Raw genomic sequence first — 23,180 nt, 5'->3', positions numbered from 1 at the left:
TAATCATCGCTTGGGGATGGGCAATACATCCCCTTCAATAGGCGCCTCTTGTCGCAAAGTTCACGACAAATATCACCATATTGTTATTAAAATTTTGCACTTGACCCCTCATTGTAAAAATGAAAATATAAGAACAATAAATAGACAATAACAACTCTTGGTTTCATCATTGGAAGATCCCAGCGTCTTAGTTCGCAAACTGACTCGGAAAAACCACCGTTTAGAGTCCTTGCTGAAAAAATACAAACAACACTCTCACTTGCAGCATGCCCTGATCCAGTTATCCGAGCAGGCCAGCACAGTTGCGGAGTTGACGCTGCTATATCCCGCGATCCATAGCATTTTAGAGCAATACTTACCGAGCAAAAGCTTTTATGTTGTGCTGCAAAACCAGTTCACTCAGGGGCTGGAGCTGTCTTATTTTGTCGATGAAAAAGATGGCATTTCAGTGCCGCTGCATGAAGCAAACCACTTCAGCCAGGGCATAACGGGCTACGTTTTTAAGAACCGACAGACTTTGTACCTCAAACGCCAACAGATGGAGCAAATGAGTGCACAAGGCTTGTTTAAAGCGCTCGGCACTCAGGCTGAGCACTGGGTCGGTGTGCCTATTTTCCGCGAAAAAACCATTATCGGTGTCATGGTGTCACAAAACTATGCGCCGGATCAGCATTACAGTGAGCAGCAGGTAGAATTACTCGAAGTCATGTCCCTGTACCTGGCAACCGCCATTGAACGGGTTAAAAAACGCGAGTTGTTAGAATCTGAAGTTAAAATTCGTACCCGTGCTCTAATGCAAAGTAACGAGGCACTTAATACTGAAATAGAGCAACGTAAGCGGGCACTGGAACGCCAGCAAATCCTCTTTAAAATCGCGGAGCTGGCGACTCAGTTCAGTGATATCGACGATGTATACCAGCAAGTTCACCAGATCATGCGGTCCATTACCTTTGCTGATAACCTGTTTATCGCATTGCATGACAAGGCCTCAGACTGGCTCAGCTTCCCGTACAGCGTGGATGAGATGACTCAGTACAAACCGCGCCCGTTTGCTAATGGCTACAGCGAGTTAGTGATCACCACTGAACGCAGCCAACTGATAGACACTAAGCGGGCACAGGTATTGATCGACAATGAAATCGTCAAACGCCCGGATAATTATCAGCTACAAAACGCGGCAACCAGCTGGCTGGGCGCACCGCTGAAGACCGCCAAAGGAGTCATCGGCCTCATTGCCTGCCAGGCATATAACCATGAGTACGAATATAATCACGAGGATGTTGAATTAATTTCATTTGTCTCGAATCAAATCGCCTCAGTGTTACAAACGCATCTCGCCAATCAGGCGCTCAAGGCCAGTAATCTGGAACTGGAGCATCGGGTCGCGGAAAAAACCAAAGAATTGCGCCAGACCAATTTACATTTGCAGATGCAAATCGAGGAAAGAAAAAAGATTGAGCAGCAACTCTATCATGATGCCCACCATGACCCGCTGACGACGCTGCCCAACCGGTTGTTATTTTTGACTCAGCTGGAAAAAACCTTACAAAAGTACCAACGTTATCCGGAAAATAATTTTGCCGTGCTGTTTATCGACCTGGATAAATTCAAGGACATCAACGATGAGCTTGGGCATCAGGCAGGTGATCAGTTTTTAATCTGGGTCAGTAAAGCATTTTCAGAATGCATTCGTGAGCATGACTTATTAGCCCGTCTGGCGGGAGATGAGTTTGTGATCCTGCTGGATCATCTGAGCGATCGCCAGCAAGCAGAAGACGTTGCAAAACGCCTGATCAGAGTCATGCAACAACCATTCTGCATGAAAGGCCTGTGCATGCAAAGTGGTGCCAGTATTGGGATTACTTATAGCAACAAAGACTACAAAGATACCGACGAAATTATCCGCGATGCCGACGCCGCCATGTACTACGCTAAAAATGCCGGTCGCGGTCGTTATGAGTTTTATCACCCGCTGCTCAGCGCTGCCAGCACACAAAGCAAACAAACGGAATACCACCACCTGAGTGCCCTGCCGATCCATTTTCGCAGCACTGAAATTGTCAATATGGCCAACCATGGTCAGCACATTGTGATGCTCGAAGCCTTTGGCGAACACCCGGTTCTGGGTAGCACCAGCTTCGATATCCTCAAGAAATTTGCAGCGGCTAAGGATGAGCAGCTAAAAATAGAAATGCAATTGCTCGGCCAGGCACTCGAACAGGCCGGGCGCGTCGCCAAAGCGCACACTGCCGATGTGCTGTTTGCCTGCTCCTGTGCGATCCTCGAAAGCACCACTTTTACAGAGCTTAAACAATTATTGAGTCAACGCACCAGCCACCTGTGCCTGTTGTTTGATGAAAGCGAAATCCGCTACGCCTCCAGTATGCAGCTCGAAAACCTCAAAGAGCTGTGCAGCCTGGGTATCGCCGTGGGCCTCAATGATTTTGCCAAAGATCGCTGCGATCTGGCACTGCTCAGTCAAATTGATTTTAAATATCTGTTGCTCAGCTCAACATTCAGCAAACGGGTGCTACAGCAAAACAGCTATGATGTGCAATTGCAGGGGATCCTTGCAGTCACGGCTCTGAAAGCCATTCAGGTCATCGCCAAGGGCCCTGCAATCCTGAACTTCAGAAGTTTACTGGAACGCCACGGGCTGAGTTTATTTTTTGGTAAACAACAGAGCTTATCAGGCACCAAGCCAAGCGAAGTGCCCTCCTCACACGAATCTCTGCCGCTTTAACGTTTCAGCATCGCACGTAGGTTCGCAACCCTGGCCTGACCTTTCTCCATACGTTCAGACTGGGACTGCACGGGTTTTTTACCCTCATTTTGAATGTCATCCTGTGGCATTTCCTGAACAAACCGGCTGAGCTCAGGTGTGATCTGCTCACCAAACTGACGACGGCTTTTGGCATAGGTCATGGTCAACGTTTGCTGTGCACGCGTTACGCCCACATAGGCCAGACGCCGTTCTTCCTCGACATTATCTTCATCGATGCTGGTCTGGTGCGGCAGTAGCCCTTCTTCCATTCCGACCATAAAGACATGGGGATATTCCAGGCCTTTCGAGGCGTGCAGCGTCAACAGTTGCACCGCATCGCTGTCGTCTTCTTCTTCGTTACGCTCCAGCATGTCTCGCAGTGTCAGTTTGCTGACCACCTCAGGCAAAGTCATGGGCGGATTATCCGCATCGCCGGTCAGCATATCACTGATCCAACGATACAGTTCTGAGACGTTCTTCATGCGCATTTCGGCGGCTTTCGCGCTGGGCGATGACTCATACAAATAAGCTTCGTAATTGATTTCTCGCACCATATCTTTGACCGCTTCGAGTGTGTCTCCCCGGGTTGCTCGGTCACTCAGTTCAACCACCCAACGGGCAAATCCCATCAACGCATTCAGACCGCGACCACTGAGGCGTTGCGGCAACTCAGGCTCAAAACACGCGGCAAATAAGCTGATGTGTTTATCGTTGGCCAGACTGCCGAGTTTCTCCAGTGTGACGGGCCCTATCTCACGTCGTGGCGTATTGACGATCCGCAAAAAAGCATTGTCATCATCCTGATTTACCAGCAGGCGCAAATACGCCATGATGTCTTTGATCTCACTGCGAGCAAAAAACGACATACCGCCGCTAATTTTATAAGGAATGCGGTTCGCCATCAGGGCTTTTTCGAACACCCTTGCCTGGTGGTTACCCCGATACAGAATGGCGTAATCACGATAGCTGGTCCGCTTCATAAACTTGTGCGAAATGATCTCGGCTACGACCCGTTCGGATTCATGTTCTTCATCTCGGGTCGCAATCAAACGCAGTGGATCCCCATAGCCCAGTTCACTGAACAGCTTTTTGTCGAATTCATGGGGGTTATTGGCGATCAGAATATTCGCCGCTTTGAGGATCCGCCCGGCACTGCGATAGTTTTGTTCCAACTTAATGAGGCGTAACCCCGGAAAATCTTTGCTCAGCAATACCAGGTTTTGTGGCTTGGCACCACGCCATGAATAAATGGACTGGTCGTCATCCCCTACCACGGTAAAGCGGGCGCGCTCGCCCACCAACAATTTTACCAGCTGATACTGGCTGGTATTGGTATCCTGATACTCATCCACCAGCAGATAACGAAAACGGGCCTGCCAGCGTTCGCGCACTTCGACGGAACTGTTTAGCAATAAGGTGGGGATCATGATCAGATCGTCAAAATCTAACGCGTTATATGCCCTAAGCTGGGTCTGATAGCGAGCATAAAGCTGTGCAAATAACGCCTTTTGTGCCTCTCTGGCTTCTCGAATAGCGCGCTCAGGCTGGATGAGTTCGTTTTTCCAGTTGCCAATCTGCATTTTCAGCTGATTAAGCAGATCTTTGTCACGATCCAGCTCTTTTTCTGTCAATTCGGCCAGTAACTGATTCGTATCCTGATCGTCAAACAAAGAAAAACCAGGCTTATAACCCAACGTTTTCACTTCTTTTTTTATGATTTCCAGCCCCAGCGTATGAAAGGTCGATACCCACAGGCCTTTGGCTTCTTGTTTACCCAGCGTCTGTGAAACCCGCTCCCGCATCTCTTTAGCAGCCTTATTGGTAAAGGTCACTGCCGCAATGTTACGCGCCTTGTATTCACATTTTTGTACCAGATAAGCAATTTTATTGGTGATCACCCGGGTTTTACCAGAGCCGGCACCGGCCAGTACCAGACAGGGTCCGCTGATATACTTAACAGCTTCGTCTTGTTTCGGGTTCAGTTTCATATTCTGTGATCACCTTTAGTCAATAAGCTGCTAAGTTTACCGTAATGCTCAAGTGGATCCCAAGCGCTTTTAACCGGTGACCGCTTTAGGTAAGATAGAGACAATAATCAAGCTTAGAGGCCAGCCCATGATCAACCCAGCAAAAATTGAAGAAATCGCCAAGCAGATCTCCAGTAACATGCCACAAGGTGTGAAAAACCTTGCAGACACTTTTGAAAGCAAAACCAAACAGGCTATTCAGAATAAACTGGCAGAAATGGATTTTGTCAGTCGTGAAGAGTTTGATATTCAGAGCAAAGTACTGATCAAAACCCGTGAAAAACTCACCGAACTCGAAGCAAAAGTGGCCGAACTAGAGGCTAAGCTGGCAGCACAAGACAGCGACCAGCCAGAACAGTAATCCCTACAACTGGTATCGCCTGGCCAGATCGACCAGGGCCCGTTCATAGTGCGCTGCCAGTTGCTCTTCCTGCTCTATCTGAGTATTCAGCTCTTTGAGCAAGCCATCCGCCAGACCATACACCCAACCGTGAATGGTTAACTTTTGGCCCCGCGCCCAGGCATCCTGCACCACATTGGTTCGACAGACGTTTCTGACCTGCTCTATCACATTCAGCTCACATAATGCATCACAGCGTTGGTCAGGGTGTATTTCACTGAGCATCGCCTGATGCATCTCTTTGACATCGCCGACATGGCGTAGCCAGTTATCAATCAAACCCAAACGGGCATCTTCCAAAGCAGCACGTACCCCACCACAGCCGTAGTGACCCACGACCAGTACATGTTCAACTTTCAGCACCTCAATGGCGTACTGCATCACAGACAAACAGTTATGATCGGTATGCACCACCACGTTGGCCACATTGCGGTGGACAAACAAGTCTCCCGGCATCAAATCAACAATCTGGTTGGCCGGCACCCGGGAGTCCGAGCAGCCAATCCAGAGATAATTGGGATTCTGCTGCATGGATAATTTGGCAAAAAACTCCGGATTATTGGTCTGAGTCTGTTTCGCCCACTGGCGATTATTATTGAGCAGATGTTGCAGCTGGCTGTCAGACTGGCACATGGTTTTTCCTTATTTTGCTGATTGACACCGTGTAGCCTGGATCAAGATATTTCTTGGCGTCAGTGATTTATGACAAAACTCCGAGAGGCTGACATCATACCCGGCCTGTTCAAGATATAACACCCTGTCGAGCACCAGCCACACTTCTATGGCGCGACGAAAGGCATGGCGCACCAGCTCGATGCGCTCAGTGATACGCTGACGTGCACGCCCTTGTGCCAGGTAATAGTCAGCATCAAAGTGTGCCGGTAAGTCTAACTGCTTTTGCTCAGCTGCCCAGTGACAGAAATCAACAAACGGTCCGGAAAAAATCGCCTTGTTCACGGAGGGCACACTGAGGTACTGAGTATCGCCAGTCACATCACGGCGCAGCGCATCAAAGGCTAGCCGCCACTGGACCTCTCGTTTACGTACTTTCGCGACTCTTCCTGGCGCAGTAACCGTCTCCTGCAACGCCAGTTTCATGTCACTGTGTGACAAATCCAAAGCACTGTGCGCTGCAACGTCACTCATCGGCTGGTAGGTGGGCTCAGTAAACAGATGATAACAGCAGGGTGACAGGCTGATCTGCTCGCACTGTGCAGCGCTCGCCTGCTCCATAAAGGTCTGATGCAATCGACCGCAGGCATGCAGTGCAACGGCCTGCTGTCGTGGTCGAAAATACTGTGCAATCGGATCAGTAAGTACATCGGCACAATGAAAGGTCATGGCCAACTTTTGTTGCTCGGCACTGTGCTGACCTTGCTGGCATAAGGCCGCCTGTAGCTCAACACTGTCAACATGCTCTGCGCCCAGATACGCCAGCAACCTGCCCAGGTGTCCTTTACCTGCGCACCACTCCAGCACTGGCAGCTTTGGCTGATATACCTGCGCAACGAAGTCCTGTAACTGAGTCAACTTACGGCCCTTGATACCGTTACTGAGCCAAAACGGAAACTCAGGTCGACTCGCGACCTCCAATGCCAGCGCCGTCAGCGTTGGGAGCGTGTGTAATACTGGAATATAAGGTGTAAGAAACGCTATCAGTGACTCAGGATCCCGATCCAGTGCCGTCACGTCCTCATCACTCAATGACAACAACGCCTCTTCCAGTTCAGGCCAGGGAATGTCGGTATGATCGAATGCCAGTAATTGCCAGTAGCGACGCGTGTCTGTGAGCAACGCATCCAGGGCTAAAAACTGAGAGGAAAAGGAACTGTGCATACTGGCCACCGATACCGAACTAACTAAAGGGCGCTCATTGTATGCGCTTGCGCCCATCTCGCAAAGTACAGGCGGTTATTTTAAAGTAAAACGCCGGTGACGAAAGAAGATCAAATGTATGTACATGGGCACACAGATCACACCCACTATCGCTGCTAGGGTCAACATCCAAGACCAGCTATCTTCTTCCTGATCCGGTTCGGTATAAAGAAACTGATGTTTTTGTTCATGAAAGTCAACAAGATCGAGCCGATAAAGCTGAGCAATCCACAACCAGCGAGCCTGAGACATGGCACCCAGTGCAATGCCTGGCGCTTTGATAAAGGGCATCAGCTTATCGGCCTCGTTTGCCAGCGCAGAAATGCTCTTGGTGGTTGCATACTCAGTTTTAGTGACCGCCAGCGCTTCATCGGGGTTACTCATGGCATAGCGCCAGCCCTGTAAGGAGGCACGGCGAAAGCGGGCAACCGTTTGCGGGCGATAATTCAGGACATCTTCCGAGGTAAATAAAATGTCCGCATAGACGTTCAGACCAAAGTGCTTAGGGCAGATCTGCCGGGTGGCTATGCCCTGCTGTGCCAGCTTAAAAGGCTCATTGGAAATATAGACCTGCAAGGCATCAAAGCGCCCGGCAACAAAGTCTTTAATCGGTTCCAGCCCGGCATACAAGGGTAACTGCGGGACGTCTATCCCCGCCCGCTCCAGCATCACCACCAGTTCAGCCCCCTCAATTCTTCCAAGGTGGCTGATCTTTTTCCCCGCAAAATCTTTGGGAACATAGATATCACTATCTGCACGTACCATCCAGCAATAAGGAGAAGACTGGAAGATGGCGGCCAGGGCCACCAAAGGCTTGCCCTGCAAGCGTTGTTGTAAAATACCTGAGTGGGTCACGCCAAATTGCGCCTGACCTGACAACACTTTAAATTGCTCATCCGGGTTATCCGGATCGGCAGGCACGATTTTAACGTTTAACCCCTGCTGGCGATAAAAACCTTTGTTGAGGGCCATATAGTAACCGGCAAATTGAAACTGATGGGTCCATTTGAGTTGTAGTGTCACCTCTTCCAATGCGCTAAGCGCACTGCTCCACCACAGCGCTATGGCCAATACAAAGTGATGATAACTCATTGTGATACGCGCCCGGAGCCTGCCCTGTTACAACTATAGAAGGCGCCGGACGGAATGCAAAACTAGCTGACGCGGCGATCCGCCTGCATCATGTCATGCTGAAGGTACTGCCTGAAACACGGATTGTCGGTCTCTTCCTGGTACTGATAACCCAGACGCTGCAAATGCTCATCAAACCGGGCGCTGTCTTGTGCGCCCAGTTCAAACGCCGCCAGCACATTCCCCTGCGCGGCACCATGATTACGATAGTGAAACAAGGTAATGTTCCAGTTACTCCCTAAGGTCTCTAAAAAGCGCGCTAAAGCGCCGGGATACTCTGGAAACTCGAAGCGAAATAACCGCTCACTCAGTGCTACCGGCGGCTTGCCACCAACCATATAGCGGATATGTAACTTGGCCAGCTCATTGTCGGACAAGTCAGTAAATTGGTAATTCGCTTCACTCAGGCTGGTTTTAAGCTCCTGCAACTCCTGTTCACCGCCACGTAAACCGACCCCTGCAAAGATCTGTGCGGTATCACCACCGGCGTAACGATAATTAAACTCCGTGATTGCCCGGCCAGACAAAGTGTGACAAAAGCGCTTAAAGCTGCCTTTGGATTCCTCTATGGTCACACCCAGCAGGGCTTCGCTGCGTGCACCCAGTGCCGTGCGCTCAGCAATATACCGTAAGCGGTCAAAATTCAGATTCGCACCGGACAACACAGCAGCCAGTGTTAAGCCCCGCTCGTCGCGCTCCTGACACCACTTTTTAAGCCCGGCCGTGGCCAGTGCCCCGGAAGGCTCAGCGATGGCGCGGGTTTCAACGAAAATATCCTGTACCGCCGCACAAATTTCATCTGCACTGACCGTGACCACGTCATCGCAGAACTGCTCGGCAAGACGAAAAGTCTCACTGCCAATGCGCTTCACCGCCACACCATCTGCAAAGCTGCCGACTCGCTCCAGCTCCACCGGCCGCCCGGCTTCCATCGCAGCCTTCAGGCAGGCGCTTTCTTGCGCTTCCACGCCAATCACACGGATCTCCGGACGCAAAGACTTGATATAAACCGCCATCCCAGCCAGCAAACCGCCCCCGCCCACGGGAATAAAGACCACATCCAAATGATGAAGTTGCTGCATCAGCTCTCGTGCGACGGTGCCTTGACCAATGATCACCTCTTTATCATCGAACGGTGGCACAAACACACCCCCTTGTGACTGACACAAAGACTGCGCATATTCCTGAGCGGCATCAAAATGATGGCCATGCAGCACCACTTCGCCTCCCTGATTACGCACTGCATTGACTTTGATCTCAGGTGTCGTGACTGGCATCACAATGATGGCGCGATGGCCCAGGTGTGCGGCGCTCAATGCCACCCCCTGCGCATGATTACCAGCGGATGCTGTAACGACCAAACTGCCAGTAGGAAGCTTGCTCAGTTTGTTATACGCCCCACGCAGCTTGAATGAATAGACGGGTTGTTGGTCTTCGCGCTTGAGCCAGATCTGATGTCCGAGCCGGGCTGAAAGCCCGCTCAGCTCGCTGACCTCGGTTTCCCGGACCAGCGGCGAGACATTGGCCTGCACTACAGCACGAAAATAATCGAGCTCTTTTGCCACCATGATTAACTCAATGCCTCCAGCTTCTCAAAATCGCGTACTGCACCTTTGTCAGCACTGGTAGCTAATAAGGCGTAAGCTTTCAAAGCCGGGCTGACATAGCGTTGACGATCTAATGGTTTATAAGCCATTTTGCCACGTGCCGCCTGCTGTGCTTTGCGTGTATCGAGTTGCTGTGCATCCAGCAAGACGTCGATGCTGCGTGCTGGAATATCAATGCGAATGATATCGCCATTTTCTACCAGTGCCAGCGCCCCCCCACTGGCCGCTTCAGGAGAGGCATGGCCTATCGACAAACCAGACGTCCCGCCGGAGAAGCGACCATCCGTCAATAAAGCACAGTCTTTATCCAGTCCCATAGATTTGAGATAACTGGTTGGATACAGCATTTCCTGCATCCCTGGCCCACCTTTTGGGCCTTCGTAGCGGATCACCACGACATTGCCCTTTTTCACCTTGCCACCCAGGATCCCTTCAACGGCATCGTCCTGAGATTCAAACACCACAGCCGTGCCTTCAAAGCACAGCATGTCGTCTTCCACCCCCGCACTCTTAACGATACACCCGTCCAGTGCCAGGTTGCCGGTCAACACCGCCAGCCCGCCATCCTGACGAAATGCATGTTCAACACTGCGAATACAGCCACCCTCGCGATCCAGATCCAGCTCGTCCCAGCGACATTCCTGACTCATTGCTTGAGTGGTGCGTATGCCTGCGGGACCAGCACGGTAGAAAGTTTGCGCCCGCTCATTGGCCGGATCGGTCGCATCCCAACGCTTGATAACTTCACCCAGCGTGCCACCTGCAACATGGCCCACCGCCAGATCGAGTTTGTCAGCTTTGGCCAGTTCATTAAGGATAGCCATAATGCCACCGGCCCGGTGAACATCTTCGATATGATATTGCGGCGTTGCCGGTGCCACTTTACATAAGAAAGGGGTTGTGCGAGATAAGCGGTCGATGTCAGCCATATCGAACTCAACTCCCCCTTCTATTGCAGCGGCGAGCAAGTGCAATACTGTGTTAGATGAGCCACCCATTGCAATATCTAAGGTCATCGCATTGGTAAACGCGGCCTGATTCGCAATGTTACGCGGCAATGCCGCCTCATTGTCTTTCCCATAATACTCATCACACAACGCCAGGATACGCTTTGCCGCGCCTTCATATAAGAAACGGCGATCGGCATGCGTGGCCAGCGTGGTGCCATTGCCCGGCAATGCCAGTCCCAGCGCTTCCAATAAACAATTCATTGAGTTAGCCGTGAACATCCCGGAACAAGACCCACAAGTTGGACAGGCTGAACGCTCAACTTTATCTGAGTCTTCATCACTGACGCTGGGATCGGCCCCTTTGACCATCGCATCGACCAGGTCCAGTTTAATGTCGATATCAGCCAGGCGCGTTTTGCCCGCTTCCATTGGTCCGCCAGAGACAAAGATCACCGGGATATTCAACCGCAGCGCCGCCAGCAGCATCCCCGGGGTGATCTTATCGCAGTTTGAAATACACACCATGGCATCTGCACAGTGCGCATTGACCATATATTCTACAGAATCAGCAATCAGATCTCGCGACGGCAAGGAATACAACATGCCACCATGGCCCATCGCAATGCCATCATCAATGGCAATGGTGTTAAATTCGCGCGGCACACCACCGGCTTCGCGGATAGCGTCCGCCATCAATTCGCTGAGTTGGTTGAGGTGCACATGCCCGGGCACAAACTGGGTATACGAGTTCACCACCGCCACAATGGGCTTATGAAAATCACTGTCGGTCATCCCGGTGGCGCGCCATAATGCACGGGCACCTGCTTGTTGTCTGCCTTCAGTGGTTGTTTTGCTGCGTAACTTTGCCATGTTGACCCCTTTTCCAGTTTGCGCTGCCCCATCTGGCAACGGCTTTCCTCATTCCAAATTATGTATGCCGGACCAGTCAGCCCGGCAAGTATGCGTTAATGTGCTGGCCTTAATCGTTTACGTAATCCAGCCAGCCTTGCGGATCCTCACTTTGTCCTTTCACCAGATCAAAGTAAGCCTGCTGCAATTCTGCGGTGATAGGTCCGCGCTGACCATCACCCACCTGGATCTGATCAACACTGCGCACCGGTACCACTTCAGCTGCGGTACCCACCATAAAGAACTCGTCTGCCAGATACAGACCCTCACGCGCGATTGGCTCTTCTCTGACTTCATAACCACGCGCTTTGGCCAGGTGCATAATGGTGTCACGAGTCAGACCCGGCAGAATGCTCGCCGTGGTTGGTGGGGTATAGATGATACCCTTGCGGATCACGAAGAGGTTCTCACCAGCGCCTTCACTCAAATAACCATTGACGTCCAGTGCGATCCCTTCAACATAACCGTGACGCTTGGCTTCTGCGGTGATCAGCTGAGACGACAAGTAGTTACCACCTGCTTTTGCTGCCGTTGGCATCGTATTCGGTGCCAGACGCTGCCAGGAGGAAACACATGCATCAACGCCATTTTCCAGGCTACCTTCGCCCAGATATGCGCCCCACTCCATCGCTGCGACAGTGACCTCGGCCCGGTGTGATTTTGGATGCACACCCAGACCAACGTGGCCTAAAAAGGCAAATGGACGCAGATAGGCATTAGTGAAGCCATTCTTTGCCACCGCGTCTTTACACGCCTGCATTATCTCTTCCTGCGTGTAAGGGATCTCAATACGATAGATTTTGGCCGAGTCAAATAAACGCTGAATGTGATCCTTCAGACGGAAAATAGCCGGACCCTTTGGCGTATCGTACGCGCGGATCCCTTCAAATACGGAGCTACCATAATGAATGGCGTGACTGAGCACATGCGTGGTTGCTTGCTCATATGGGATCAATTCGCCGTTGTGCCAAATGTATTGTGAAGTTTGTGTCATTATTTAAAACCTTATTTATTATATTGCCTGCTGTAGTGTGTGCAGATCGACTGATTGCACTTCAACAAGCTTATTTAATTGTGACGTCAATAGATAGATAGGTTTGTCACTATCTACTGTCATTTTGACGTGAAATAACTCTTCGTGGCCCTGGAGCTCTAGTTGTGTCAGGCGAAACCCGCGATGACGGGCGACGCGCAAAAAACGCTCGACTGCGATGGCTTGATTGTTTACCGCTACGGTGAGTTGATGTTTCATGGTATTCGCTCCGTCAAAGGAAATAAGTTTAGTTTTGCTGCTGCGTTTGCGTCAGCATTTCATGATTAGCCGCGCCTGGCGGTACCAATGGCCAGACGTTTTCTTTGTCATCGATGCAGGCATGCAATATATAAGGTCCTGTGGAAGCCAGTAGTGCATCAACTGCACCATCGACCTCATCAGCACGGGTGATGGTCTGACCCGGGATCCCAAACACAGCCGCCAGTTGCACAAAATCCGGGTTGTCTGACAAATTAGTCTCACTGTAGCGACCATCGAAAAAGAGCTGCTGCCACTGGCGTACCATACCCAGACGTTGGTTATCGAGAATGACAATTTTGACCGGTAAATTATTACGTCGTATGGTTGCCAGCTCCTGAATATTCATCATGATGGAGCCATCACCAGAGACCGTGATCACCATGTCATCAGGCCGGGCAACCTGGGCACCAATGGCAGCCGGTAAACCGAACCCCATAGTCCCGGCTCCCCCACTGCTCAGATGGTTACTGGGGTGACTAAAGCGCATATGTTGTGCCACCCACATCTGGTGCTGACCCACATCGCAACACACCACCCCAGTATCCGGCATCAAACGGCTCAGGCGATTGAGCAAGTAAGGTGCAAACACTTTGTCACCGGGATAGTCATAGCGCCAGGCGTGCTGCTCAGCCAGTGCGCTGATATGAGCACGCCACGGCGCCGGGGCCAATTCGCCCTGCAATAAAGGCAATGAAACTTTCAAATCGGCGATCAGTGAAGCCGCGGCAGGTTTACGCTTACCAACTTCGGCCGGGTCAATATCCAGGTGGATCACTTTGGCCGCGGCGGCAAACTTAGCCAGATTACCAGTTACCCGATCGTCAAAGCGTGCACCGATACAAACCAGCAAATCACATTCTTGCACTGCCAGATTGGCAGCCTGACCACCGTGCATTCCCAACATACCCAGGTCGTAGGCATAATCAGGTTTTACACTGCCCAATGCTTTCAAGGTCGACACCGCAGGCATCTGTGTACGCTGCAAAAAGGCCATCAACTCAGCTTGTGCATCTGCACTGTGAACACCGCCCCCCACATAAGCAACCGGCTTTTTCGCCTGAGCTAACAACTCGTTAGCTTTGTCCAACTCAAAGCTCGACAGCGGAGTTGCTGATGCGCTTCGGCCTGCCAGCCATGAACAGGGACCTGTGCCTGTTGGATGTCTTTAGGGATATCAACCAATACTGGGCCGGGGCGGCCCGACTGCGCAATGTGCATGGCCTGTTGCAACACCTCAGCCAGGTCTTCACCACGCTCGACCATAAAGCTGTGCTTGGTACAAGACAACGACATGCCCAAGACATCGACTTCCTGAAAAGCATCTGAGCCAATCGCTGCGGTAGGCACTTGTCCGGTGATCGCAAGCAAGGGCACTGAGTCCATCATGGCATCAGCCAGCGCCGTTACCAGATTGGTTGCGCCCGGACCTGAGGTCGCAAAACACACACCCAGCTTGCCTGTACTTCTGGCGTAGCCAACCGCCGCAAAACCGGCACCTTGCTCGTGACGCGTCAGGTAATGCTTCAGTGGCGCACCGTATAACGCATCGTAAATCGGCATGATGGCACCACCCGGATACCCGAATACTGAACTCACCCCTTGTTTTACTAACATGTCTATTACCAATTGTGCGCCTGTCATTGTTTTGCCCATTGCCCTTTGTCTTTGAATTTGGCCCTAAAACGAAAAAGCCCCCCGAACTTTTCAGTGCGGGGGGCTTTTTGCTAATACTTTTCGAACAGCACTAACCAGCCCCCGCGGTAATAATAATCACCACGTTGATAATCACGACTAGTAGAGAAACTGTTTTTAACATGTCACTGCTCTTCTGAAAAAACGAATACCTTGCACACGCGCTAAGCGCTCTGTTGTGCTCTTTTTCTATTAGTAACCCGTAGGCCCCCGACAAGTCAACCCTAAAAATTATGCTCATTTCCTTAAGCAAATCACGCAAAAACAAAATAAAATTCAAAATAACACCAAAAAAAGGATAAAAAATACCAAAATCTAACTCCCTATCTGGAATAAACTAAAGTGAACGTTTTTTCCCACACGATTCATTCTTGCTCATCACAACATTAAATTTTTATGATTTACTCCGGGAATTGATTATGATGTGCCCAGTTTTGAACATTTGGAGGGAACCATGCCTCACTTTATTCGCCTGACACAGTTTATCTGTGCACTCTTTTTGTTGCTCCTCAGTCAGGGTGCTATCGCGCAGCCTGCACTATGGAGTGTAGAAAAAAACGGTATCACGTCTTATCTGTTTGGTACTGTGCACGTTGGAGATAGCGCAATGCACGGCCTGGATCCGCGTATAAAAGCCGCCATAAAAAGCAGCCAGACAGTGGTCGTCGAACTCAATACCGAAGCCATTAGCCCCCTGGAGCTACAACGCAAAACCTTGCCTTTTATGCAGCAAAAACCTGGGAGTACACTGAAAACCAGCCTGTCTCCGGTGACCTATAAACAAGTGAAAGATTACCTCTCTAAGCGCAAAATCGATATCGCGCTATTTGAAAGCTATCAGCCCTGGTCTGTTATGCTCACCATTCTGCAACTGGAATATCAACAAGCGGGATTCAGTGAAGATTATGGCATTGATAAGCAAATAATCGAGTATGCCACCCACATCAAAAAGCCCATTATGGAATTGGAAAGCCTGGAGCAACAACTGGGCTTATTCAGTACTTTGGGCGCTCAAAACGACGCCATGATAGCCGATACACTGAAGCAAGTTGAGGACTTTGAGCAATACTTCACCCAAATGATAACAGCCTGGAAACAAGGCAATTATCAGAAACTAAATACCTTTTATAAACTGAGTTTTGATGACTCCGAGTATGGTCAGCATGCCGAGCAAGTCATGCTCATTCAGCGTAATAACAACTGGGTAGCGACATTGACACCTAGGTTGGCCAAATCAGCGCATTTTATCGCCGTGGGTGCGCTACATTTACCCCAGCAGCATGGACTGCTTACTCAGCTAGCTGAACGAGGGTTCACCGTTCAACGGGTCAAGTGATGCACTTATAAAGCGACTTTTTTACGTCGCTTTTAAACCTTTGTGTTTTAGCCCGCGTCATACAGATATCAATACGACAGAATGGAAGAACAACAGGATGAGAAAAAAACTGATAACTGCGGCACTGTTGGTGCTAAGTGCCACCGCTCAGGCTAAAGAGTCACGCACATTAACACACTCCTTTGAACTGGCCGACAGCACAGAGCTCGAGATCCAGTTTCCGATTGGTAAATTAGAAACACACACGCATTCAGGCAAAACCATCGAGGTCACCATTGAATCGAACCCGTCGAGCATGACATAGATAAAGTGACGGATGCACTGGAAGACGTGCAGCTGGCAAGCCACCGGGCAGGCAACGAGCTTAGCCTGCACCTCAACAGTAAATATGTAAAACAACACTGGACAGTAAAAGTCCCTGAGTCGATGGAGCTGGATGTCGAAGTGGATGTCGGCAATGTCAAACTACTCGGATTAAACAATGATGCCGATGTCGAAGTGGGAGTCGGCAATGTCACGATAGAAACAGACGCCAAAGACTTCCGACGTGTGCGATTCGATTCCGGAGTCGGCAAAACCAAGCTATCCGACTTGCCGGGTAACGCAGAAACGGAACGCAACATGGTCGGTGAAACCTTACGCTATCATGGCCAGGGTGAGCATAGCCTGGACATCGAAGTCGGTGTTGGCAACATTAAGTTGCGTCGCTAAGGGTCAGAATTTTGTGCAGGGCGCGCTCCAGCGCCCCTTTTTCAACAGGCTTAAACAAATAATCGGTCGCGCCAAGCTGCACGGCCGATTTAATGGCCTGCTCTGAGGTATTCGCAGTCAGTACCAAAATTGGCGTCGACAACATCAGCGTCTGACGGATCTCTTTAATGGCTTTAAAACCATCCATAATCGGCATATTCAGATCCATCAGGATCACATCAAAAGACTGGTGCGCCAGTACCTCTATGGCCTGTCCACCATGGCTCGCATGAATACTGGTTAGCTCCATGTTATCCAACATTTTTTCAATAATTTTGGCATTCAATTGATTGTCTTCCACCAACAACACTTTATGGCGGGCCAGTCCGCTTACCGGCTCCGGCTCCGGGAGTCGCTTCAGCGGCAAGCTCAGCGATGCTTTTGTGCCATGCGGTTCACAGGGTAAAAAAGTCAACTCACCAGACATAATCGCCAGCAACAAGTTACAACGAGCTAACCCCAGTTGCAGCCCCTGATAATGGTGCCCGTCCGGGCTAGTCCCCGATGCAGACGCTTTGATCTGCGCCACGTTAAATCCGGGGCCACTGTCTTCTACTTCACAGTAAAAACGCCAGTTCAACTCATCTTCTTCCGGATTGACTGGCTCCACGCGGGCGGACAGCCTCACCGTGCCCTGCTCGGTGAATTTAACAGCATTGTCGAGTAGCTGACCAATGACCCAGCTCAGGCGTTCATGATCACAGGCAAATATTTTTTCGGTATGGCTACTAAAGTGATAGCTAAAATCCAGGCCTTTCTCTCTGGCCAACAGACGATAAGTAGCAACAGGCTGACCCAGGGTATCGGTCAGCCTGGCCGGGTGACAATTTAACTCTGGTTGCTGTTCGTCAGACAAGCGATTGTAGTCCTCCACAGACGCGATCAGCGCCTTCAGTTGCTGGGCCGCTTTATTCGCTTGGGCAAGGTAGCTGTCACGCTGTGATTCCTGATACAAATGCAGATACCCCAGCACGGCCTGCAAGGGTGTCCGCAATTCATGACTGGCACGGGCCAGAAACATGGCGCGACTTTGATTAGCATGTTCTGCTTTGAGACGTGTTTGCTGCAAGCGGTCTATCGCGCTGGTGATACTGCGTTCCATGGGGAAGAATATCCACTTAATCTCAGCGAGCAGCAAAGCCAACCCCAGTAACCACATTAGCAGCTGCAGGTTTCTCAGTTTCTCAAGCTTTTCATTGGTGAACTGCTCAAACAACAACACCGCATGATCTAAGTCCTGCAACAACAGTTGAGAGCGGGTATGGATCTCCTGGATCTGATCCAAATTAGGCTGATTGGCAACCCCGGACAACAACGCCACATATTGTCTTAGTTGCTTGTCCAAATCACCCGGCTGCGCAAAATACCATTGATAAAGCTCTGCATTCAGGTGCTTGTATTGCTCGCCATCGCGCAGGAGCAAAAAATCATGGTTCGCTTGCATAAGCTGCAGCGCATTGTTCAGTGCCTGACGATCTGCCGTCACATTGTGTTCGCGCATGATGATGACATACTCCAGATGCAATGCCGCCTTTTGCGACAACATGCGCTGCATACCTGCAACATTGATCACTCTGGCAACCTGCTTTTGCTGCTCCAGCAGATACAAGGTCAGGCCCGTCGTCATCGTCAACACCAGCAACATGATCACCAGCGCGACCAGGTACTTCAGGCGATAGCGTGTAACCAGATTGTCCAAATTATCCCTCCCAAAAACCAACCAGATCATCCAGGCGCCAGACTCTTTCCCAGTTTAGATTAAATTTCAAACTTTTGCTGAGAGTGACTTGACACCCAGACGGCCAAAATGTTTCAATGCACCCGTACCCTATTTTATCCAGACGGCCATGCATCTAAAAAGTGTGGACGTCTTAGGGCTGGAAGAGGTGCGTTATTCAGGTATTTGAGTGGAGGAGAGCAAACTCCCGTGAAACTCAAAGAGGGGAATTAACGCCGAGAAGCACTGCGCTTTGCTTGCGTACTGCTTCGGGCGACTGGGTTGAATCCCAGCGACTGTCACCAACACATTTGGTGGAGAGCTTCTGGTCTTAGAAACAATATGGCCAGCAGCCTATTCTTTTTAAGTCCATTGCTCTTCGAATTTTAAACGGTTCGGAGTAGGACACTTTCCTGACTACCGGACCAGCAAGAAGTTCGGTAGAGATGAAATCACACATTCAGTTATCTGATCAGTTATCTGACTACCCGTTATGGACGGCCCTTGTCACGCCTTTTGACGCGTGCGATCAGGTCGATTATCACAGTTTACAGCAACTCGTTGCTCAGCAAGTTGAGGCTAACAATGGTATTTTACTGCTTGGCAGTACCGGAGAAGGCCTGGCCCTGACTCTGCCCGAGCAGAAAAAAATCGTTGAGTTTGTCTGTGCACTTGCGCCTCAGGTACCTATTATGGTTGCCGTCGGCGGCATCAATCTGGCTGCTCAGCTGGAGTGGGTCGAGTTTTGTAATACCCAAAAGATCGACGCGCTGTTGCTCGGCTCCCCATTATACGCCAAACCCGGTGTTGTTGGTCAGACCCATTGGTTTGATACGCTACTCAGTGCAGCAAACGTCCCCTGCATGATCTACAACGTACCAGGACGTAGCGCCGTTGCCATTGCACCTGAAGTGCTAACGAATCTGGCACATCATGACAACCTGTGGGCGCTCAAAGAAGCCAGTGGTGATATAGCCACGTTTGAAGCGTTTCGTCGCGCCTTACCCAGCCTGGCGATATACAGCGGTGATGATGCATTGCTGCCTTACTTTGCACAGGCAGGCGCAGCCGGATTGGTGTCTGTGGCATCGAATGCCTGGCCCAGCCAAACTGCCGAATTTGTCCGCCGTGCGCTCAGTGGCACCAGCCCTAACCTATTCACCACCTGGGCCGATGCCATCAGCAGCCTGTTTGCCGTTGCCAACCCTATCCCGGTAAAGACACTGATGCATTTACAGGGCACGCTGACGACGCCCCATCTGAGGCCACCACTCACACATCTGGAATTAACCAATCATGCGGCACTGAATGCTGCGAACGAACAGATTTTATCCTGGAATTAAGAGGCTCCCTATGACCTGGTCAACACTATTAGATAATTTAGAAAATGGTTCACAACGTGCTGCAAACCAAGACGAACACGGCAACTGGCACGCCAATGTCGAAGTCAAAGAAGGTATTCTGGCTGCTTTCCGTGCCGGTCAAAATACCGAATACCCGGGTGGTTTTGTAGACAAAGACAATCTGGCTCCCCGTGGTTTTGCCGCCGAAGATGCCGTCCGTATGGTGCCCGGAGGCAGCAGCGTACGTCGTGGTGCTTATGTTGCTTCTGGCACTATCATTATGCCACCAGCCTATGTCAACATTGGCGCATATATCGATACCGGTACTATGGTCGACAGCCATGCACTGGTTGGTTCTTGCGCCCAGATTGGTAAAAATGTGCATCTAAGTGCTGCTGTTCAGATTGGCGGCGTATTAGAGCCAGTCGGTGCCAGCCCGGTCGTTGTTGAAGACGATGCGTTCATTGGTGCAGGCTGTGTGCTGGTTGAAGGCGTAGTCGTAAAACGCGGTGCAGTGCTGGCACCGGGTGTTCGCCTGTCTGCCAGCATTCCAGTGTATGACTGTGTGAATGAGCGGACCCTGGAAAAAGGGGAAGCCATTCCGCCTTTTGCCATTGTGATTCCGGGGTCGCGTCCAGCATCCAGTGACTGGGCCAAAGCACAGGGGCTGAGCATGTCCTGTGCACTGATTGTGAAATACCGTGACGAACAGAGTGATGCGTCGTTAGAACTCGAAGAGGTACTACGCTAATGACCACACTGAGTACGCCACTGCGTGAGCAACTGACTGCACTGTGCCCTGATCTGGACATCCCATTTTTCGTCTACGACCTGGATGCACTGAGCGCACATGTTAATCACCTGACCACCCAAAACGTGGTCAAGCTCTGGTATGCCGTTAAAGCCAATCCGTTATCCCGTGTCCTCAAAACACTGGACACAGCCGGCTTCAACTTTGACGTTGCCAGCCGGGGAGAGCTCACACAGGTATTGGCCCAGGACATTGCGGCCGAACGCGTACTCAACACCGGGCCGGCCAAGTCCCCGGCCCAGATCCAGCATTTTCTCGATGCTGGTGTCACCACCTTTGTTGCTGAAAGCCTGAATCAGGTGCGCTGGCTGAACGACGCAGCACAGCAGCATCAGCTGACGCTAACTGTGCTACTTCGCGTGCAGCTGCGCTGGCCAGCAGGAGACAAAAATCCACTTGGCGGCGACAGCCTGACCCCATTTGGGCTCGGCTGTGACCAATGGCAGCAACTGACTTTACGTGACTACCCTGCACTGGATTTTGCAGGTCTGCATATTTTTCAATGGGGTAACATGCTCGACGCCACCAAGCTGGCCAGCCTGTGGCAACAAATGGTGCCCCCACTGACTGAGCTGAGCCAGCAGCTGGGTATGACCCTGAGGATCTTAGATCTGGGTGGCGGATTAGGGGTGCCTTACGAGTCAGGCCAGCAGGCACTCGATTGGGATCAAGTCATCGCTAGTCTGGCCAAAATTAAAGCCGAAGCAGGCGTGCAGGAATTATGGATGGAGCTGGGTCGCTACGCCGTGGCGCAGTGTGGCTACTACCTTAACCCGGTGGTGGAACAAAAATGCAATTACGACGAACATCAGCTCATCCTTGCAGGTGGCATCAACCACCTATTGCGACCGGCCGTGACCAGTCAGGCTTTTCCGGTGCAGGCACTGCGTGCATCTGATACTGCTCAGCGCCAATATCATTTACATGGCCCATTATGTACAGCCCTAGATCACCTTGGTTCGCATAGCTTGCCTGACGATCTCGACTATGGCGACTGGCTGGTATTTGACCAGTGTGGTGCCTATGGCTTCACAGAAAGTATGCCGTACTTTCTGTGTCATGAGCTGCCCGCAGAGTACGTTTTCACTCAGGGCCAATTGTACTGTATTCGTCACAGCGAAACCGCCGACTATTATCTGAGGTAACTATGAACACTATCACACAGCAACATATTCAGGTTGGTGAAATCGCCAATGGCCTGCCTTTGACTATCCCGGTCTACCGTTTGCAAGGTAATGGCACAGGTCCGAGCGTCTACATTCAGGCCAATATGCACGGCGCGGAGGTACAAGGCAATGCAGTGATTTATGCACTGCTTGAACAATTAAAGCACCTCACTCTGGCGGGTGACATCACTCTGGTGCCCTATGCCAACCCGATCGGCTGTAATCAAAAATCGGGGGAGTTTACGCTGGGACGATTTGATCCCATTACCGGCATGAACTGGAATCGCATGTACCATGACCACAGTGATCAGGTACAGCGCTGCCTTGCTGAGCACGGTGAAGCTTCCGATGCGGCACTTATCGCTGCCTTCCGCGAACAGCTGTGTCAGGCAACCGATGCGTTGCTTGATGCGCCAGCACATACATTAACAACTGGCAAGCGCATTGCACTCACATTGCAGAAGCTGGCACATCAGGCTGATATTGTACTGGACCTGCATACTGGCCCTATCTCGGCGAAACACTTATATTGCCCAGAATACGCTACAGACAGCGCGCGCTATTTTGACATTCCTCATGTGCTGCTGATCCCCAATGAATTTGACGGTGCGATGGATGAAGCCAGTTTCTGCCCTTGGTGGCAACTCAGCACAGCCTTAAAGGCACAAGGCCGAGACTTAGCCGTGCCCGTTGAAGCCTTCACGGTCGAATTAGGTTCACAGGAAAAAATTGATCTGGATGAAGCCGTGCATGATGCCAACAGCATCCTCAGCTACCTGACACACAAAGAAGTGATAACAGATGGCAACCATCAACCAAAGAACATCAAACGCTACGCCTGTGCACTGAAAGATTACCTGACCTTCTATGCGCCCATGGGTGGCATGGTGGAGTATAAAGCACAGCTCGGTGAACACATCAAAGCAGGGGAATGCATTGCGCGAATTTTGCGCATGGAGCAGTATTTATCGGAAACGCCTCTGCATAGCCTCACCTTGACACAGGATGCCATTGCGATCTTGCATTTTGCCTCAGCCAGTGTCAACCAGGGTACTGAATTATATAAATTTTTCACAAATTACTATGAACTATAGTGGATTCATACGAATTGGTCGGGATCCAGGTTGGATGACGACAGAATGAAGTAACGATTGCGTGAGAGTAGGTGAGCAAATCCTCACTTGCTAAGGTGGGGCGGCAACCTAAGTTGCCGCCGGCCTTTTTATCCCAATTTGCTTAATTAACTGTCCCATTTTGAGGCGAGAAAATATAGTCAATAACGCCGCTCCCGCGTCCTGCTATCGCTGAGGCACCTTCGTCCCTATAGGCGAGGCAAAAATTAGCGAACTTATACCTTAGGTAAAGATTCTAAATGAGAAATTTCTAACACAGATAGCGCCATATTTGC

General features: G+C 50.8%; 18 protein-coding genes, 1 pseudogene and 1 riboswitch. Of the genes and pseudogenes, 9 read left to right on the top strand and 10 right to left on the bottom strand.

Going from position 1 to position 23,180, the window contains the following annotated elements; genetic code table 11:
* The first annotated feature begins 169 nt into the window (after positions 1-169).
* A complete protein-coding gene (locus IY568_RS10115; RefSeq protein ID WP_194867478.1) occupies positions 170-2,743 on the top strand; it encodes a diguanylate cyclase domain-containing protein in 2,574 nt (857 codons plus the stop codon).
* On the opposite strand, the gene rep is transcribed toward IY568_RS10115, so the two are convergent.
* Positions 2,740-4,752 carry a DNA helicase Rep gene (rep, locus tag IY568_RS10110; protein ID WP_194867477.1) on the bottom strand — a complete coding sequence of 671 codons (2,013 nt, stop codon included), beginning with the start codon at positions 4,750-4,752 and terminating at the stop codon, positions 2,740-2,742. The genes IY568_RS10115 and rep overlap by 4 nt on opposite strands.
* Before the next feature lie 127 nt (positions 4,753-4,879).
* Here rep and ubiK point away from each other — a divergent pair, with 127 nt between their 5' ends.
* Complete coding sequence (ubiK, locus tag IY568_RS10105; protein WP_010383762.1) at positions 4,880-5,152, top strand: ubiquinone biosynthesis accessory factor UbiK; 273 nt, start codon at positions 4,880-4,882, stop codon at positions 5,150-5,152.
* Between the two features lie 3 nt (positions 5,153-5,155).
* On the opposite strand, the gene can is transcribed toward ubiK, so the two are convergent.
* From can to ilvG, 8 genes and pseudogenes are all read right to left on the bottom strand, one after another.
* Positions 5,156-5,824 (bottom strand): carbonate dehydratase, encoded by a 669-nt coding sequence (gene can / locus IY568_RS10100; RefSeq protein WP_125558795.1) that lies wholly within the window; start codon positions 5,822-5,824, stop codon positions 5,156-5,158.
* 9 nt (positions 5,825-5,833) lie between these two features.
* On the bottom strand, positions 5,834-7,027 hold the full coding sequence (locus tag IY568_RS10095) for a methyltransferase (RefSeq protein WP_194867476.1): 1,194 nt from the start codon (positions 7,025-7,027) through the stop codon (positions 5,834-5,836).
* Between the two features lie 75 nt (positions 7,028-7,102).
* Complete coding sequence (locus tag IY568_RS10090; RefSeq protein ID WP_194867475.1) at positions 7,103-8,158, bottom strand: ABC transporter substrate-binding protein; 1,056 nt, start codon at positions 8,156-8,158, stop codon at positions 7,103-7,105.
* A gap of 62 nt (positions 8,159-8,220) precedes the next feature.
* Positions 8,221-9,765 (bottom strand): threonine ammonia-lyase, biosynthetic, encoded by a 1,545-nt coding sequence (ilvA, locus tag IY568_RS10085; RefSeq protein WP_010383769.1) that lies wholly within the window; start codon positions 9,763-9,765, stop codon positions 8,221-8,223.
* A gap of 2 nt (positions 9,766-9,767) precedes the next feature.
* The gene (ilvD, locus tag IY568_RS10080) at positions 9,768-11,624 is read right to left on the bottom strand and encodes a dihydroxy-acid dehydratase (protein WP_194867474.1); all 1,857 of its coding nucleotides are present in this window, start codon (positions 11,622-11,624) and stop codon (positions 9,768-9,770) included.
* Positions 11,625-11,733: 109 nt separating this feature from the next.
* A complete protein-coding gene (locus IY568_RS10075; RefSeq protein ID WP_125558785.1) occupies positions 11,734-12,657 on the bottom strand; it encodes a branched-chain amino acid transaminase in 924 nt (307 codons plus the stop codon).
* Positions 12,658-12,675: 18 nt separating this feature from the next.
* A complete protein-coding gene (gene ilvM, locus IY568_RS10070) occupies positions 12,676-12,915 on the bottom strand; it encodes an acetolactate synthase 2 small subunit (protein WP_010383772.1) in 240 nt (79 codons plus the stop codon).
* 28 nt (positions 12,916-12,943) lie between these two features.
* Positions 12,944-14,598 (bottom strand): annotated as a pseudogene (ilvG, locus tag IY568_RS10065) (acetolactate synthase 2 catalytic subunit).
* Between the two features lie 505 nt (positions 14,599-15,103).
* Between ilvG and IY568_RS10060 the strand changes: the two are divergent.
* The 3 genes from IY568_RS10060 (at position 15,104) to IY568_RS10050 (ending at position 16,696) form a co-directional block, all read left to right on the top strand.
* A complete protein-coding gene (locus IY568_RS10060) occupies positions 15,104-15,985 on the top strand; it encodes a TraB/GumN family protein (RefSeq protein ID WP_194867473.1) in 882 nt (293 codons plus the stop codon).
* Positions 15,986-16,082: 97 nt separating this feature from the next.
* Positions 16,083-16,289 (top strand): hypothetical protein, encoded by a 207-nt coding sequence (locus tag IY568_RS10055; protein WP_194867472.1) that lies wholly within the window; start codon positions 16,083-16,085, stop codon positions 16,287-16,289.
* Between the two features lie 5 nt (positions 16,290-16,294).
* The gene (locus tag IY568_RS10050; protein WP_194867471.1) at positions 16,295-16,696 is read left to right on the top strand and encodes a hypothetical protein; all 402 of its coding nucleotides are present in this window, start codon (positions 16,295-16,297) and stop codon (positions 16,694-16,696) included.
* On the opposite strand, the gene IY568_RS10045 is transcribed toward IY568_RS10050, so the two are convergent.
* The gene (locus IY568_RS10045) at positions 16,680-18,434 is read right to left on the bottom strand and encodes a response regulator (protein WP_194867470.1); all 1,755 of its coding nucleotides are present in this window, start codon (positions 18,432-18,434) and stop codon (positions 16,680-16,682) included. The two genes, IY568_RS10050 and IY568_RS10045, sit on opposite strands and share 17 nt — an antisense overlap.
* A 174-nt stretch (positions 18,435-18,608) precedes the next feature.
* A riboswitch (Lysine riboswitch) is annotated at positions 18,609-18,785 on the top strand.
* Positions 18,786-18,898: 113 nt separating this feature from the next.
* Here IY568_RS10045 and dapA point away from each other — a divergent pair.
* Genes dapA through IY568_RS10025 form a run of 4 tightly spaced genes read left to right on the top strand, consistent with a single transcriptional unit; the run spans position 18,899 to position 22,866 of the window.
* Positions 18,899-19,795, top strand: a complete 897-nt coding sequence (dapA, locus tag IY568_RS10040; RefSeq protein ID WP_125558773.1) for a 4-hydroxy-tetrahydrodipicolinate synthase — start codon at positions 18,899-18,901, stop codon at positions 19,793-19,795.
* Between the two features lie 10 nt (positions 19,796-19,805).
* Positions 19,806-20,546 (top strand): 2,3,4,5-tetrahydropyridine-2,6-dicarboxylate N-succinyltransferase, encoded by a 741-nt coding sequence (locus IY568_RS10035; protein ID WP_010383780.1) that lies wholly within the window; start codon positions 19,806-19,808, stop codon positions 20,544-20,546.
* The gene (locus tag IY568_RS10030; RefSeq protein WP_194867469.1) at positions 20,546-21,751 is read left to right on the top strand and encodes a PLP-dependent decarboxylase; all 1,206 of its coding nucleotides are present in this window, start codon (positions 20,546-20,548) and stop codon (positions 21,749-21,751) included. Before IY568_RS10035 ends, IY568_RS10030 begins: the two co-directional genes overlap by 1 nt.
* A gap of 2 nt (positions 21,752-21,753) precedes the next feature.
* The gene (locus IY568_RS10025) at positions 21,754-22,866 is read left to right on the top strand and encodes a succinylglutamate desuccinylase/aspartoacylase family protein (protein WP_194867468.1); all 1,113 of its coding nucleotides are present in this window, start codon (positions 21,754-21,756) and stop codon (positions 22,864-22,866) included.
* Positions 22,867-23,180: the final 314 nt, after the last annotated feature.

The organism is Pseudoalteromonas sp. PPB1 (assembly GCF_015356275.1).
GTDB classification, from domain to species: Bacteria; Pseudomonadota; Gammaproteobacteria; order Enterobacterales; family Alteromonadaceae; genus Pseudoalteromonas; species Pseudoalteromonas rubra_D.
This window is presented reverse-complemented; position numbering and strand designations above follow the sequence as displayed.